The organism is Streptomyces sp. NPDC054887, from assembly GCF_053610585.1.
Window position 1 is genome coordinate 166,145 of the sequence record NZ_JBSGYQ010000005.1, and the last position, 14,116, is coordinate 180,260.

The following is a 14,116-nucleotide window of genomic DNA, read 5'->3' on the forward strand; positions in this document are numbered from 1 at the left end:
CGCGCCCGCGTCGCCCCGGCCTCCCAATGGCCCCGCTTACCCCTCGGTCAACAGGGAACCCGAAGAGTGGGACCGGCGTGGGCCCGCGTACGAAATGGCTGGTCGAAGCCGTGTTCCCCGTCTTCGAGGAGTAGTCGTGACAGGTACAGACAAGATTGAGGAGGAGCCCGGCCTCCCGTGGTATCCCCGGGCGGACGCCGACGCGAGGTCCGGGGGTGCGGCATGTGCGGGCTGACGGGCGAGATCTGTTTCCACGGCGGCCGTCCCGACCTGGCCGCCGTCCAGCGGATGACCGACCGCATGGCGGCGCGGGGTCCTGACGGCCGGGGACTCTGGTCGCAGGGTCCCGTGGCCCTCGGCCACCGAAGACTGAAGATCATTGACCTGTCGGAGCACGGCGCCCAGCCGATGACCGACTCCGAGGCACGTCTGACCGGTGTGTTCAACGGGTGTGTGTACAACTACCAGGAGCTCCGCGAGGAGCTGCTCGGCCTCGGGCACCGCTTCTTCTCCACCTCCGACACCGAGGTGGTGCTGAAGGCGTACCGGCAGTGGGGCACGGACTGCGTCGACCACTTCGTCGGCATGTTCGCGTTCGCCATCGTCGAGACCGACACCGGCCGCCTCGTGCTCGGCCGGGACCGGCTGGGCATCAAGCCGCTGTACGTGTCCCGTACGGCCGACCGGATGCGCTTCGCCTCCTCGCTGCCCGCCCTGCTCGCGGGCGGCGGCGTCGACACGTCGCTGGACCCGGTCGCCCTGCACCATTACTTCAGCTGGCACGCGACGGTCGCGGCGCCGCACACCGTGCTCGCGGGCGTGCGCAAGCTCCCGCCGGCGACGGTGCGGGTGGTCGAGCCCGACGGCTCCTACCGCGACCACTGCTACTGGCAGCCGTCGTACACGCGCCGGCCCGAGTACGCCGGCATGGACGCCGCGGACTGGCGGGACGCCGTGCTGGACGCGCTGCGCACCGCCGTCCGGCGGCGGATGGTCGCCGACGTGCCGGTCGGCGTGCTGCTCTCGGGCGGTCTGGACTCCAGCCTGATCGTGGCGCTGCTCGCCGAGCAGGGGCAGCGGGACCTGGCGACGTTCAGCGTCGGCTTCGAGGCGGAGGGCGGCGAGGAGGGCGACGAGTTCGTCTACTCGGACCTGATCGCCCGCCGCTTCGAGACCGACCACCACCGGCTGATGGTTCCCTCCGACCGGGTGTCCACCGCCCTGGACGGGGCGATCGCCGCGATGAGCGAGCCCATGATCAGCCACGACGTCGTGGCGTTCCACCTGCTGTCGGAACTGGTCTCGAAGGAGGTCAGCGTCGTCCAGAGCGGCCAGGGCGCCGACGAGGTGTTCGCGGGCTACCACTGGTACCCGGCCATGGCGGCGGTCGAGCGGGAGCGGGAGCCGCAGACTTACGCGGACGTGTACTTCGACCGCTCGCACGCCGACCTCGCCCGCGTCCTCCAGCCGCACATGATGCCCGCCCACGACGTGTCCGGGCGCTTCGTACGGGAGCACATGGCGGTGCCCGGCGCGCAGACGGCGCTGGACGCGGCGCTGCGGCTGGACACCCACGTCATGCTCGTCGACGACCCGGTCAAACGGGTCGACAACATGACCATGGACTGGGGCCTGGAGGCCCGTGTGCCGTTCCTGGACCACGAGCTCGTCGAGCTGGCGGCGGCCTGCCCGCCGGAGCTGAAGCTCGCGCAGGGCGGCAAGGGCGTCCTCAAGGACGCCGGCCGCAAGATCCTGCCGCGCGAGATCGTCGACCGGCCCAAGGGCTACTTCCCGGTGCCCGCCATCCGCCACATGGCCGGGCCGGTGCTCGAACGGGTCCGCGAGGCACTGTCCGCCCCCGAGGCCAAGGGGCGCGGGGTGTTCGAGGAGGCGTACGTCGCCGAACTCCTCGCCGCGCCCGACGACCACCGTACGAAGCGCGGGGCGAACGCCCTGTGGCAAGTAGCGTTGCTGGAGCTATGGCTGCAGACCCACGGCATCGGCTGATCCGCCACCACGACGAGCCCGAAGGACCGGGCGCCGCGTTCGCGGCCCCGGCCCCCGTCGCGCTCGCCGACGCGCAGGGGTCCCCCGACACGCCCCAGCCCCTGATCTCGCACGGCTGCTGGTATCCGGTGGCGGACCCCACCGGGGAGCACGTCGCGTTCATCTGCGACCGGACCGGCGTTCCGCAGCTGTGGACGGGGCCGGTGGACGGCGACGAGGTGCATCTGCTCGACGCCGATCCGGATCCGGTCACGGAAGTGGCCTGGTCGCCGGACGGGCGCTGGATCGCGTACACGACGGCTCCCGGCGGCGGCGAGCACACCAGGGTGCTGTGCGTACGCCCCGACGGAACCGGCCGCCGGGTGCTGGCGGGCGCCGACCCCGGCAGCTCCGCGCACCTGGGGTGCTGGACCCGTGACGGGTCCTGGCTGGCGGTCACGGTCGCGGGCCGGGCCACCGGCGCGCACACCGCGGACCTGACCGCCGCGCTCGTGGACACCCCAGGACGGCCGCCGGACCCCTTCGCGCCGGACGGCGACGCCGGTGTGCCCGTCGGCGGCGCCGCCAGGGAGCCCGGCCTGGCGCGGCCCGGCACGTACGCACCCGAACTGCCCGCCGGCTGGGCGGAGCGCGACGGACACGCCACGCTGCTCGGCGGGGCGCACCGGGGCGACGTCGCGCCCGCCACGCGCACCACGTCCGAGGACGGGGACGCCCCCACCGCCGGTGGCGCACTGACCGCCTTCCTGATCGACCCGGACGGCGGCGATTCGCCGGTCCTGCTCGCCACCGAGACCGGAGCCGCGACGCTGCGCGTGTGCGACGTCAGCCAGGACGGACGCCTCGCGCTGCTGCGCCGCGGACCGCGAGGACGCCGCGAGGCGGTCGTACTGCGCACCGCGGATCTGCGGACGACGGGTGTCGTACGGGTGGCGGACGGCGATCCGTGGATCGGCCGGTTCTCTCCCGACGGGACCACGCTGTGGCTGCGCAGCGACCACCGGCGTGAGTTCGCGGCGCTCCTCGGCGCCGGTCTGGCCGCGGACGGGCACGTCCGCGACCTGTCGGTCGCGGCCGAACGGGACGGCAGCGACCTCGAACTGCTGGCCTTCACCGACGACGGCCGTACGGCCGCCCTGGCCTGGAACGTACAGGGGGCGAGCGAACTGGAGACGCTGCGGCTGCCCGCCGGGAGGCCGCAGACGGACGGGGAGCCGCCGCGGCGGGCGGCCGGGGACCAGACCCTGCGACTCGCCGCAGGCGAAGGGCAGGCGGACGGAAACGGGCAGGTGTCGCGGTCGGCCGCAGCGACGGTCCCGGTCTCCGGGCACGCCGCCGACGCTTCCGCGCCGCGTGCCGTGCCGCTGCCGCACGAAGTCGTCACCCGTATCGCCCGCGCCGGACCGGACGGCCTGGTGCTCGCCGTCTCCGGATCGCAGCGCCGCCCGGGGGTGTGGTGGTCCCCGGGCGCCGCGTCCCCCGCCCGCACCCCGTGGTCGTCCCGCGACGAGGACGCGGTGCCGCCGGGCCGCCCGCCCGTCCGTCCGGCGGCGCTGCGGCTCACGGCCCGCGACGGGCTGCCGCTCGGCGGCTGGTACTACCGCGCGCCCGGCCGGGACGCGAGCCACCCCGCGCCGTGCGTCATCCACCTCCACGGCGGTCCTGAGGAGCAGGAGCGCCCGGTGTTCAACCCGCTCTACCACGAGCTGCTCGGAAGGGGGCTCGACGTGTTCGCGCCGGACGTACGCGGCTCGTCGGGCTCCGGCCGGTCCTTCGTCGACGCCGACCTGGGCAAGGGGCGGTTCGACGCGATCAACGATGTCGCCGACTGCGCCGCCCACGCCGTCATGACGGGACGCGCCGATCCTGGCCGGCTGGCCGTGATGGGCCGCTCGTACGGCGGTTATCTGACCATGGCGTCCCTGGTGTGGCACCCGGAGGTCTTCCGCACCGGTGTGGCGGTCTGCGGCATGTCCGACTTCGCGACCTTCTTCGCCGGCACGGAGCCGTGGATCGCCGAATCGGCGGCGCACAAGTACGGCCACCCCGAACACGACCGCGAGCTGCTGCACGCGCTGTCGCCGATGAGCCGCGTCGACGCACTGCGCGCGCCGCTGCTCGCCGTGCACGGCGAGCACGACACGAACGTGCCGCCGGGGGAGTCCCAGCAGATGGTGCGGGCGGCGCGGGAACGCGGGCACGCCGCCGAACTCCTGACGCTGCGCAACGAGGGTCACGAGTTCCTGCGGGCCGACAACCGCCGGCTGTTCCGCCGCGCCGCCGCGAACTGGCTGGAACGCCATCTGACCGCGTGACGGCGTCGCACCCGGCCCCCACGCCGTCGTACCGGACCTTGGGCCCGTCGTACCGGACCCCCATGCCGTCGTACCGGACCCCCGGCCCGTCGTACCGGATGCCGGGGGTCCGTTCAGGTCACTCGGTTACGCCGACCCTCCGGAGTGCCCCTTCGGAGTCCCCTCGGCGCCCGCTTCCGCGTCCTCGGCGCCGCTCTTCGTCTCGCGCAGACCCTGTCCGCCCTCGCGCGTGCGGCCCTCTTCCTCCGGGTGCACGTCCTTCTCGCCGGTCACGCGCTCAAGAGGCGACTGGGCTTCCTCGTCCCACTTCCTGGACTGGTTCATCGCCATTCCCTCCACCACTGGACGGAGGCCGGATCGGCCTGAACAGTCGGACGGGTGCCCAGCACGCCGTATGCAGAAACCCGCGAAACGGGAAAATAGGGCATGGGTGCCCGGTTTTCGAATCGCCCCCACGAGCCCGTCGTCACTCCCGGGCACGGGCCCCTTCCCGCGTCCGCCCCGCCGTGACGGAACGGTCCGGATTCCGGCGTACGTACTCCGTCTCCAGCTCGGCCGTGCGCCGGCTGTGCGCGTCCAGGGCGTCCTGGGAGCCGTGCAGCAAGGTGTCGTGCCGGGTGCGGTGCACGCTCTCCAGCTCGCGCAGCAGCTGCTGGTCGTCGAGCTCCGCCGGGTCCTTGCCCATCGCCGCGCTCTTGTCGTCGTTCTCCGCCACGGTCATCTCCTTCTGGTCTCCGGACGCGCTCGAAGCGCACGCTTCGGCCGACGGGTTCCCCCGCGCCCGGGACCCACTCACTCCGGTCCGCGCCCGGCTCCCGGGCCTTCGGCGCCATGGGCGCGCCTCGCTCCGTACCGAACCTCGCACCGTTCACCGCCACCGGCGACCGGGAAGCGGCCGGACGGCCCTTCAGGGCCTCTCGGGCAGCGGTACGCCGGCCGGCCCCTCACTCCGGTGCGCTCGGGTTCCAGCGGCTCATTCGGCCGCCACGGGAACACCCGCGGCGGTACCGGCCGCCGCGCGCACCGCGAGGTGGTACACGGCGAACGCGCGGCCGATCACCGGCTGGGCGACGTTGCGCACCCGTACGCCGCCGCTGGTCATGCCGTGCTCCGTGCCCAGGTGCGCGTGTCCGTGCACCGCCAGGTCGGCGCCTGACTCGTCCATCGCCTCCGCCAGCAGGTAGCTGCCCAGGAAGGGGAAGATCTCCGGGGGCTCGCCCGCCAGGGTGTCCGGCACGGGCGCGAAGTGCGTCAGGGCAATGCGTACGGCGCACCCGCTGTCCTTCAGCTCGTCCAGGGAACGCTTCAGGCTCTCCGCGCACCGCCGGCTGTACCGGATGAACTCCTTCATCACCGGCTCGCCGAACTCGCCGCCGCTGCGCCCGGCGAAACCCCCGCCGAAGCCCTTCGTCCCGGCGACACCCACCCGTACCCCGCCGATGTCGAGGACGGTTCCGCCGCCCTCCAGCACGGTCACGGCGGCCTCTTCGAGCACCGATGTCACCTCGGCCTGCTGGTCGCTGTGGTAGTCGTGATTGCCCAGGACGGCCACCACGGGCACGCCGAGCTCCGCCACCTCCCGGGCGACCACCCGCGCCTCCTCGGCCGTCCCGTGCCGCGTCAGGTCGCCCGCGAGCAGCAATACGTCGGCCGAGTCCCGGATGGTCTCGAACGCGGGCCGCAGCACGCCCGCGCTGTCGTGCCCCATGTGGATGTCACCGACGGCCGCGATCCGGATCACGCGAGCTCCTCCGTGTGGTCGGGCGCGGTGGCCGAGACCACGACCAGGTCCTCACGCAGCGGGAGCCCGGCCAGTTCGTCCTCGGCCATGCGCAGGATCTCGTTGCGGCAGGCGGCGCTGGAGACGGTGCCGGCGATCAGTACGCTGCCTCCGCGCAGCTCTATCCGTACGCCCATCTCGGCGTAGTCGCCGCTCGCCAGATGCTCTCGCAGATGGGCGATGCGGTACTCGGCGGCGGATGTGTCGTTCACGGCCCTGCCTCCCGCTCATCGATGACGTGCAGACGTTCCAGAAGGTAGAGAAACGCGTCCGGCATGGGCGAGTCCTGGTGCTCGCGGCGCAACCGGTCCCAGTCGATCTTCTCCCGCAGGGTCCGCGCGATGGGCAGTACGGCCCCGAAGTCGCAGTGGTGCTCGGAGAACGCGTGGAGCTGACTGCCCATGAGATCGGTGGGCGACAGCACGGGCATGTGCACCGAGTCCACCGGAAGCGTCTGCGCCCGGCTCAGCAGCTCCCTGGTCACCGGCTGCCGCGCCAGCTCGAAGATCAGGTCGATCTCCTCGCCGTGGCTGCGCGCCTTGATCAGCCAGTCCTCCGGCGGCTGCCGCACCTCGATCCCGGCGGCCTCAAGATCGGCGGTCACGGCCTCCGCGTCCTCGCGCAGGATGCAGAAGTCGGCGTCGTGCTGGAAACTCGCCGGCACCCCGTGGGCGTACGCCGCGACGCTCCCCACCAGCGCGAAGGGGTGCCCGGAGCTCTTGAGCCGGGACGCCACGTGCTTCGTGGCCTCAAGAATGGCCTGGGTGCGGTCCGGCGGCAGCGGCCGGGCGCCGGGCGACGCCCCGGCGAGCGGCTCCACGGGCGCCCTGTCCACAGCTCTACCCGTCGTCAGCCACGGACCGGCCGCGTCGGGCCGGTCGCCGGGTGGGGAGGCGTCTGGTGAGTAACCGCGCACGGGTGCACCTTCCTCGTCGCCTTATCCGGGCCCTGCGCTCGTGACGGTGAAGATCGCGCCGTCCGGGTCGCGCAGCGTCGTCTCCATGCCGTAGGCGGTGGGACCGTGCCCGAGGGCGGTACCGCCGTGGCGGAGCGCTGCCTGGACCGTAGCCTCGACGTCCGGTACGGGGAAGTGGGCGTGCCACCGGGGCTGGATCAGGGGATCGGGTGCGGTGTCGACGGCGCCGGAACTCAGCCTCGCCAGGATCTGCCCGTCCTGGAGCAGTACGACCTCGTCCTCCTGGTACTCGACCTCGCAGCAACCGGGCCGGCCGGAGGCCCATTCGAGGACCTGTCCGTAGAAGATGGCGGCGTCGAACGCGTCCCGGGTCCGCAGCCGCAGCCATACGGGTGCGTTCTTCCGCCACACGTGCCAGTCGGAGAAGAGCTGTCCCTCCCAGATGCCGAACACGGCCCCGTCGCGGTCCGCCGCGATCGCGCCCCGGCCCGTGGCGAAGCGCAGCGGGCCCACGGCGACGGTGGCGCTGCGCTCCCGGATGCGGCTCGCGGTTTCGTCCACACTGGCGACGGCGAAGTACGGCGTCCAGGTGACGGGCGCCCGCAGAGCGGTGTCCAGCGAGCCGATGCCGGCGACGGGATCCCCGTCGAGCAGGGCGATGCTGAATCCGCGGCCGAGCCCGGCGCGCCGGAACTCCCACCCCAGCACCGCGCCGTAGAAGGCCTGGGCGGGTTCCAGGTCGCGTGCCATCAGCGTGATCCAGCAGGGAGCTCCGAAGATCTCGTGGCTCGAGGTTCTGCCGGTGGCCGTCGTATCCATGTCCATCGCACGTGTCCTGGTCGAATGGGGGCGGGTGAGGCCGGTCGCGTAATCCATCCTGCCCCCGGGGGTCCGTACTGGCGAACCGCGTGAACGCCCGGAGCAGGCCGTCGATCATGGACTGGTGTGTCTGTTCCCGTGCTTGGAGGGTACTCGCCGGACGCCGTGGAAAGCGGGCGACAGGAGCGGCGCGCTGCTGCGTTTGCGGAGAGAACACACCGGACGCAGTGTGGGCGAAGGCTGCCCATCGCACGCAGCGGACCACTGATCCACGTACGAAGGAGTAACCATGCCCAAGGGTTCGAGCTCCAAGCGGGAACGCCAGTACGAGCACATCAAGGAGAGCGCCGAAGAGCGCGGCGCCGGCACCAAGCGGGCCAAGGAGATGGCCGCGCGTACCGTCAACAAGGAGCGGGCGCGTTCCGGCGAGTCGAAGACGGCGAGCAAGAGCTCGACCCAGGGCAAGTCGGCCTCGCAACGCGGCGGTCAGCGCTCCGGCGGCGGACGTTCCGGCGGTGGCTCGGAGGGACAGACGTACGACCAGCTGTACGCGGAGGCCCGGCGCCGCGGCATCCAGGGACGTTCCTCGATGAACAAGTCCGAACTCCAGCGGTCCCTCGGAAAGTCCTGACGCTCGGCACGTCCTGACGCGCGGAACGCCCGGCGCGCGACCTGCCGCGAGCGGCGCCGCGGGCGGAGGGACTCGACCCGCCCGGTGCTCAGTCGGGCTCGCGCGGCTCCAGTGGGCGGGTGGCGGGGCCGTGCAGGACCGCACCGTCCGTCCCGAAGCGCGAGCCGTGGCACGGGCACTCCCAGACCTTCTCGGCGTCGTTGAACCGCACCAGGCAGCCCAGGTGCGTACAGCGGGCGGACACCACGTGCGCCACGCCGGACTCGTCGCGGTAGACCGCGCGGCGCCGCCCTTCCATCCGGACGACCGCGCCGCCGCCCGGCGGGATCCCGTCGACCGAGTCGACGTGACCGGTGTGCAGACGGTCGCCCACGAAGTTCCGGGTGACGGCGCTCTGGTACCGCGCCAACTCCGCCGTCTCCCGCACCCCGGGCAGTCGGCGCGGGTCGTACAGATCCGTCCACCCGGGCCGCGGCCCGCCCACCACGTGGGCGGCGATCAGGCGGCCGGCCATCACCCCGTTGCTCATGCCCCATCCGCCGAACCCCGTCGCGACGAACACGTGCTGCGTGCCCGCGTGCGCGTGACCCACGTACGGCAGCCGGTCGGTCGACTCGTTGTCCTGCGCCGCCCAGCGGTACACGCGGTCCGCCGCGGCGAAACCGGGCATCCGGTCCCGCGCCCAGGCGTCCAGGCGCTCGAACCGTTCCCGCACGCCGCCGGCTCCCGGCTCGAAACGCTCGCCCGTGACGACGAGCAGCCGCCGTCCGTCGTCGTACGGCGCGGTCCGCACGGAACGCACCCGGTCGGCCGGGCTCATGTACATGCCCTTCGGCGCGTTCCCGGAAGCCACCGGAACCGCGATCACTAGTTCCCGCCACGGCTTCAGACGGGTGAAGAGCAGAGTGTGGTCGAAGAGCGGGTAGTGCGTCGCGATCACGGCGTCGCGCGCCGACACCGTGACCCCGCCCTCCGTGGACAGCCGGCAGCGCACGCCGTCGTGCAGTCCCGTCACACGCGTCCGCTCGTGCACGCGTCCGCCGGCGGCGGTGAACCGCTCGGCCAGGGCGAGCAGGAACCTGCGCGGGTGGAACTGCGCCTGCCGCTCCGCCCGCACCGCCCCGGCCACCGGGAACTGCAGCTCCGTACCGGTCACGAACGAAGCGTCCAGGCCCGCCCGCCGCGCGGCCCCGGCCTCGTCCCGCAGCTCCTCCGTACGCCCCGGGTCCTCCAGGTACGTGCAGGCCGTCGTCCGCTCCAGGTCGGCATCGATGCCCAGCTCGTCGCAGAGCGCCGCCGTACGGTCGACCGCGTCCTGCTGCGACAGCGCGTACAGGGCAGCGCCTTCGGGGCCGTGCCGCGCCTCCAGGCGGGCGTACGCCAGCCCGTGCAGCGCCGTCAGCTTGGCCGTCGTGTACCCGCTCACCCCTGCGGCGATCCTGTCCGCCTCCAGGAGCACGACGTCCAGGCCCGCCCGGACCAGCTCCCAGGCCGTGCACAGGCCGGCGATGCCGCCGCCGACCACGGCGACGTCCGCCGTCAGGTCCCCGTCCGGCGGCGGGTACCGGGTGCCCGGGGTGGTGGCCATCCAGTACGACTCGTCGATCGCCGGACGCTTGCCGTCCATGGGCTACGGCTTCCCGTTCCGCGGCACGGCTAACGGCCGCCGTCCACGGAACGACGCCCGGCGCGGACCGGCCCCCTGTTTCCCGTGCCGGCGTCGCGGTGCACGCCACCCTGCTCACGATTTCCACCGTTTCCGCCACCTCCTCGTGGGTACCGGGAGCCAGTCCCGACGGGGAGTGGTCCGAGGGCGGCAGGCGGCCGTTCCCGGGAACGGCCCGAAGACGCGCCCCGCCCCGGCAACGACCGTTCCCGGGAACAGCCCCACAACGCGGCCCCCGCCCACGCCTGCCAAGGGACTGGTGACGCGGAAGCGGCGCATGCCGCCTTGCGGGAGCGCCCGTACCGCGCAAGTGTCGGAACGACCGAGTCCGAGGAGGACGCCAGCATGCCCATCGCCACGGTGAACCCCGCCACCGGAGAGACGCTCAAGACCTTCGACGCGCTCGGAGCGGAAGAGATCGAGAGCCGCCTGGCACGCGCCGCCACCGCCTTCGCCCAGTACCGCACCACCGGTTTCGACCGGCGGGCGGAGCTGCTCAACCGCGCCGCCGACCTCCTCGACGAGGACCAGGACGACATCGCCCGCACCATGACCACCGAAATGGGCAAGCCGATCACGGCCGCCCGCGCGGAGGCGGCCAAATGCGCGAAGGCGATGCGCTGGTACGCGGAGAAGGCCCCGGAGCTGCTGGCCGACGAACACCCGGCCGCCGCCGACGTGACCGACTCCGGAGCCTCCCGGGCGATCGTCCGCTACCGGCCGCTCGGTGTCGTCCTCGCCGTGATGCCGTGGAACTTCCCGCTGTGGCAGGTCGTGCGCTTCGCCGCCCCCGCGCTCATGGCCGGCAACGTGGGCCTGCTCAAGCACGCGTCCAACGTGCCGCAGACCGCCCTCTACCTGGAGGACCTCTTCCGCCGCGCGGGCTTCCCCGCAGGGTGCTTCCAGACGCTGCTGATCGGCTCCGGAGCGGTCGAGGACATCCTGCGCGACCCCCGCGTGGCCGCCGCGACACTCACCGGCAGCGAGCCGGCCGGACGCTCCGTCGCGGCGGTCGCGGGCGACGAGGTGAAGCGGACGGTACTGGAGCTCGGCGGCAGCGACCCGTTCGTGGTGATGCCGTCCGCCGACGTCGAACGGGCCGCCCGTACGGCCGTGACGGCCCGCACGCAGAACAACGGCCAGTCCTGCATCGCCGCCAAGCGCTTCATCGTCCACACCGACGTCTACGACGACTTCTGCGCGCGCTTCACCGCCGGGATGCGCGAGCTGACCGTCGGCGACCCGTCGCAGGACACCACCGACGTCGGACCGCTGGCCAGCGAACAGGGACGCACCGACCTCGAAGAGCTCGTCGACGACGCCCTGCGCCTGGGCGCCACCGCGCGATGCGGCGCACGCCGCCCCGAGCAGCACGACAAGGGCTGGTTCTACGAGCCCACCGTCCTCACCGACGTCACCGAGGACATGCGCATCCACCGGGAGGAGGCGTTCGGCCCCGTGGCCACGGTCTACCGGGTGTCCGGCCTCGACGAGGCCGTCACCCTCGCCAACGACTCGCCCTTCGGTCTCAGCTCCAACGTGTGGACCCGCGACGACGGGGAAGTCGAGCGCTTCGTGCGCGACCTGGAAGCGGGCGGCGTCTTCGTCAACGGCATGACCGCCTCCCATCCCGCCCTGCCCTTCGGTGGAGTCAAGCGCTCCGGATACGGCAGGGAGCTGTCCGGCCACGGCATCCGCGAGTTCTGCAACGTCACCACGGTCTGGCACGGCGCCGATCCCGGGGAGAAGAACTGACCGCCCCGCTCCCGCCCACCGACGTGCCGGCCACCCAGAGGACCCTGTACGGCGCCCACGTCGTGCTGCGCCCGCCGACCCCCGAGGACATCCCCGTGCTGGCCGGCATCCGGGCCACCCCGCAAGTGCGTGCGACCTGGCGCGGCGGCGACGACCTCGTACGGGCGGTCACCGACGGCCTCGCCGACCCCGACGCCACCACCCTGGTCGTCGAGTACGCGGGCCGGACGGCCGGCGCTGTGCAGTGGAGCGAGGAACAGGACCCCGACTACCGCCACGCCGGCATCGACATCTACCTCGACCCGGCCGTGCACGGCCGGGGCCTCGGCGCGGACGCCGTACGCACTCTCGCCCACCACCTGATCACCGACCTCGGCCACCACCGCGTCGTGATCGACCCGGCGGCGGACAACACGGCCGCCGTCCGCTGCTACACCAAGGTGGGCTTCCGGCCCGTCGGCATCATGCGCGCCTACGAACGCGGCCCCGACGGAACCTGGCACGACGGCCTTCTCATGGACCTGCTGGCCCCGGACCTGATTCCGCCCCCGGCACAGGAGTGACGCCTACGGACGCCTCGGGGACGTGCCGTACGAGCGCCAGGGCGGCGGCGTCGTCACGGAGCCGGCCGCCGGCGGCGTGCCGGGACACTTCCGCGAGGAGCGCCCTGGTCAGGGCGGCGGGGCAGGGGCCGAACTCCTGCCCCGCCACGGCGGCCTCCAGGTCGAAGAAGTCACGGTCGCCGTTGCGGGCCTCCGTGATGCCGTCCGTCACCATCAGCAGCGACGTGCCGACGGCCAGAGTGTGCGTGTTCACCCGCAGCGGCTCGTCCCCGGCGAACTCGAAGTACCCCAGAGGGCACCCCGGCCACAGGCTCAGTTCCCGGGAACGGTCCGGAGCCACAGCGATCGGCGGAACGTGCCCGCAGTTGACGAGTTCCAGGGCGCCGTCGGGGCGTCCCTGGAGCAGCAGGGCCGTCGCGTACCTGTCGTCCCCGCTGGCGTCCTGACGGCGGCGCAGCGACCGGTCCATCCGCCGCGCCACGGCCGCCAGGTCCGGTTCGTCGTACGCCGCCTCCCGGAAGGCCCCGAGCAGGGTCACGGTGGCGTCCACGGCCGGCAGCCCCTTGCCGCACACGTCCCCCAGGACGAGCCGCAGCCCGTACGGCGTCTGGAGCGCGTCGTAGAAGTCGCCGCCCACCCGCGCCTCCGCCTCGGCGGCGCGGTAGAAACCCGCCAGACGGTAGCCCTGCGTCGTCTCCGGCAGCGGCCGCAGCACGGCCCGCTGGACCCCGCCGGCGAGGGAGCGGACATGATCCAGCGTGCGCTCGCCGCGCGACCGGGCGACGGCCGCGGCGACGCCCGCGACGGTGACCACCGCGATGGCGATCGTCACCATCGGCAGCGCCGAGCCGCCCAGCGGCGTACTGCCCCAGCGCAGCACCGTCTGCGTCACGGCGGCCAGCACCCCGAACCCCAGAATGCCCGGCCACCGGTGAGCGACGGCCGCAAGGGCGGGGACAGCCGCGAGCACCGGCCCGACGGAGACGTCGGGCCCGGTCGACACGGCCAGGACCAGCGCGGCCGACCACACCAGCCACGGCATCGCCCCCGCCACCACGCATTTACGGGAGGAGAGGTCCGGCACACGCGGGAGCACGGCACGGAGCAGACGGACCGACGGCATACGGCAGGCCTCTCGCACTGGACGACGTGCTCATCGTGGCGCGCGCCGGGTGCCGGTCGCCAGGGGAACTTGTGCCCGTATGCCCCCCTGGACCTCCGGCCCTCGGCCGCGCCCGAGCAGCGCGTTCAGCTCGCCGTACTCACCGAGTCGGTGAAGACGCGGTCGGCTCCCGCCGCGACGCACGGCCCGGTTTGACTCAACCCGACGCCATGCGTAATGTGCTCCGAGCTGTCGCGGAGCCGGAACGGTTCTGCGACGTCACCGCCGCGAGAGCGGCACCCACCAAACCTCAGCGCGATTCCCGGTCCGGGAGAATTTCGGCATGCCGGAATTCAATCGACAGGCTCGATTATGAGCCGCCCGGGATATCCGCTAGAGTTCGGGACGTCGGAACGGCCGAAAAGCCGGGATGACAAAGACACACCCCGCCGACGGGGAATCGGACGCGAAAGAGTCTGATAGAGTCGGAAACACGAAATGCCGAACGAAAGCCCGGAGGAAAGCCCGAGAGGGTGAGTACAAAGGAAGCGTCCGTTCCTTG

The 14,116-nt window shown here is 72.7% G+C and carries 13 protein-coding genes; 5 read left to right on the forward strand and 8 right to left on the reverse strand.

Annotation, left to right across the window (positions count from 1 at the left end; translation table 11 throughout):
* Positions 1-222 precede the first annotated feature (222 nt).
* Positions 223-2,007 (forward strand): N-acetylglutaminylglutamine amidotransferase, encoded by a 1,785-nt coding sequence (locus ACWGH0_RS04825; protein WP_453402690.1) that lies wholly within the window; start codon positions 223-225, stop codon positions 2,005-2,007.
* The gene (locus ACWGH0_RS04830) at positions 1,980-4,322 is read left to right on the forward strand and encodes a S9 family peptidase (protein ID WP_453402691.1); all 2,343 of its coding nucleotides are present in this window, start codon (positions 1,980-1,982) and stop codon (positions 4,320-4,322) included. The genes ACWGH0_RS04825 and ACWGH0_RS04830 overlap by 28 nt, the downstream gene beginning before the upstream one ends.
* A 126-nt stretch (positions 4,323-4,448) precedes the next feature.
* Here the strand turns inward: ACWGH0_RS04830 and ACWGH0_RS04835 are convergent, their stop codons facing one another.
* From ACWGH0_RS04835 to ACWGH0_RS04860, 6 genes are all read right to left on the reverse strand, one after another.
* Positions 4,449-4,646: a hypothetical protein gene (locus ACWGH0_RS04835; RefSeq protein ID WP_453402692.1), complete on the reverse strand. Its 198-nt coding sequence runs from the start codon at positions 4,644-4,646 to the stop codon at positions 4,449-4,451.
* A 142-nt stretch (positions 4,647-4,788) separates the two neighbouring features.
* Positions 4,789-5,007: a DUF6158 family protein gene (locus ACWGH0_RS04840; protein WP_453402711.1), complete on the reverse strand. Its 219-nt coding sequence runs from the start codon at positions 5,005-5,007 to the stop codon at positions 4,789-4,791.
* Positions 5,008-5,295: 288 nt separating this feature from the next.
* A complete protein-coding gene (locus ACWGH0_RS04845; RefSeq protein ID WP_453402693.1) occupies positions 5,296-6,063 on the reverse strand; it encodes a metallophosphoesterase family protein in 768 nt (255 codons plus the stop codon).
* A complete protein-coding gene (locus ACWGH0_RS04850) occupies positions 6,060-6,314 on the reverse strand; it encodes a hypothetical protein (RefSeq protein WP_453402694.1) in 255 nt (84 codons plus the stop codon). The genes ACWGH0_RS04845 and ACWGH0_RS04850 overlap by 4 nt, the downstream gene beginning before the upstream one ends.
* Positions 6,311-6,937, reverse strand: a complete 627-nt coding sequence (locus ACWGH0_RS04855; protein WP_453402695.1) for a nucleotidyltransferase family protein — start codon at positions 6,935-6,937, stop codon at positions 6,311-6,313. The genes ACWGH0_RS04850 and ACWGH0_RS04855 overlap by 4 nt, the downstream gene beginning before the upstream one ends.
* A 102-nt stretch (positions 6,938-7,039) precedes the next feature.
* Complete coding sequence (locus ACWGH0_RS04860) at positions 7,040-7,843, reverse strand: VOC family protein (RefSeq protein ID WP_453402696.1); 804 nt, start codon at positions 7,841-7,843, stop codon at positions 7,040-7,042.
* A gap of 283 nt (positions 7,844-8,126) precedes the next feature.
* Between ACWGH0_RS04860 and ACWGH0_RS04865 the strand changes: the two genes are divergently transcribed.
* Complete coding sequence (locus tag ACWGH0_RS04865; RefSeq protein ID WP_453402697.1) at positions 8,127-8,468, forward strand: plasmid stabilization protein; 342 nt, start codon at positions 8,127-8,129, stop codon at positions 8,466-8,468.
* Between the two features lie 88 nt (positions 8,469-8,556).
* On the opposite strand, the gene ACWGH0_RS04870 is transcribed toward ACWGH0_RS04865, so the two are convergent.
* Entirely contained in the window at positions 8,557-10,095 is a 1,539-nt protein-coding gene (locus ACWGH0_RS04870) for an FAD-dependent oxidoreductase (protein ID WP_453402698.1), read from the reverse strand.
* 384 nt (positions 10,096-10,479) lie between these two features.
* Here ACWGH0_RS04870 and ACWGH0_RS04875 point away from each other — a divergent pair, with 384 nt between their 5' ends.
* Together ACWGH0_RS04875 and ACWGH0_RS04880 are read left to right on the forward strand one after the other, a co-directional pair.
* Entirely contained in the window at positions 10,480-11,889 is a 1,410-nt protein-coding gene (locus ACWGH0_RS04875) for an NADP-dependent succinic semialdehyde dehydrogenase (protein WP_453402699.1), read from the forward strand.
* Between the two features lie 44 nt (positions 11,890-11,933).
* Entirely contained in the window at positions 11,934-12,452 is a 519-nt protein-coding gene (locus tag ACWGH0_RS04880; RefSeq protein ID WP_453402712.1) for a GNAT family N-acetyltransferase, read from the forward strand.
* On the opposite strand, the gene ACWGH0_RS04885 is transcribed toward ACWGH0_RS04880, so the two are convergent.
* Positions 12,403-13,575, reverse strand: coding sequence for a PP2C family protein-serine/threonine phosphatase (locus ACWGH0_RS04885; RefSeq protein ID WP_453402700.1), 1,173 nt, complete (start codon positions 13,573-13,575; stop codon positions 12,403-12,405). The genes ACWGH0_RS04880 and ACWGH0_RS04885 overlap by 50 nt on opposite strands.
* Between the last annotated feature and the right edge of the window lie 541 nt (positions 13,576-14,116).

Coding starts and splice junctions, on each gene's coding strand:
- ACWGH0_RS04835 (WP_453402692.1), bottom strand. CDS start 4,646: ATGAACCAGTCCAGGAAGTGGGACGAGGAAGCCCAGTCGCCTCTTGAG.
- ACWGH0_RS04870 (WP_453402698.1), bottom strand. CDS start 10,095: ATGGACGGCAAGCGTCCGGCGATCGACGAGTCGTACTGGATGGCCACC.
- ACWGH0_RS04865 (WP_453402697.1), top strand. CDS start 8,127: ATGCCCAAGGGTTCGAGCTCCAAGCGGGAACGCCAGTACGAGCACATC.
- ACWGH0_RS04840 (WP_453402711.1), bottom strand. CDS start 5,007: ATGGGCAAGGACCCGGCGGAGCTCGACGACCAGCAGCTGCTGCGCGAG.
- ACWGH0_RS04825 (WP_453402690.1), top strand. CDS start 223: ATGTGCGGGCTGACGGGCGAGATCTGTTTCCACGGCGGCCGTCCCGAC.
- ACWGH0_RS04830 (WP_453402691.1), top strand. CDS start 1,980: ATGGCTGCAGACCCACGGCATCGGCTGATCCGCCACCACGACGAGCCC.
- ACWGH0_RS04860 (WP_453402696.1), bottom strand. CDS start 7,843: ATGGACATGGATACGACGGCCACCGGCAGAACCTCGAGCCACGAGATC.
- ACWGH0_RS04875 (WP_453402699.1), top strand. CDS start 10,480: ATGCCCATCGCCACGGTGAACCCCGCCACCGGAGAGACGCTCAAGACC.
- ACWGH0_RS04885 (WP_453402700.1), bottom strand. CDS start 13,575: ATGCCGTCGGTCCGTCTGCTCCGTGCCGTGCTCCCGCGTGTGCCGGAC.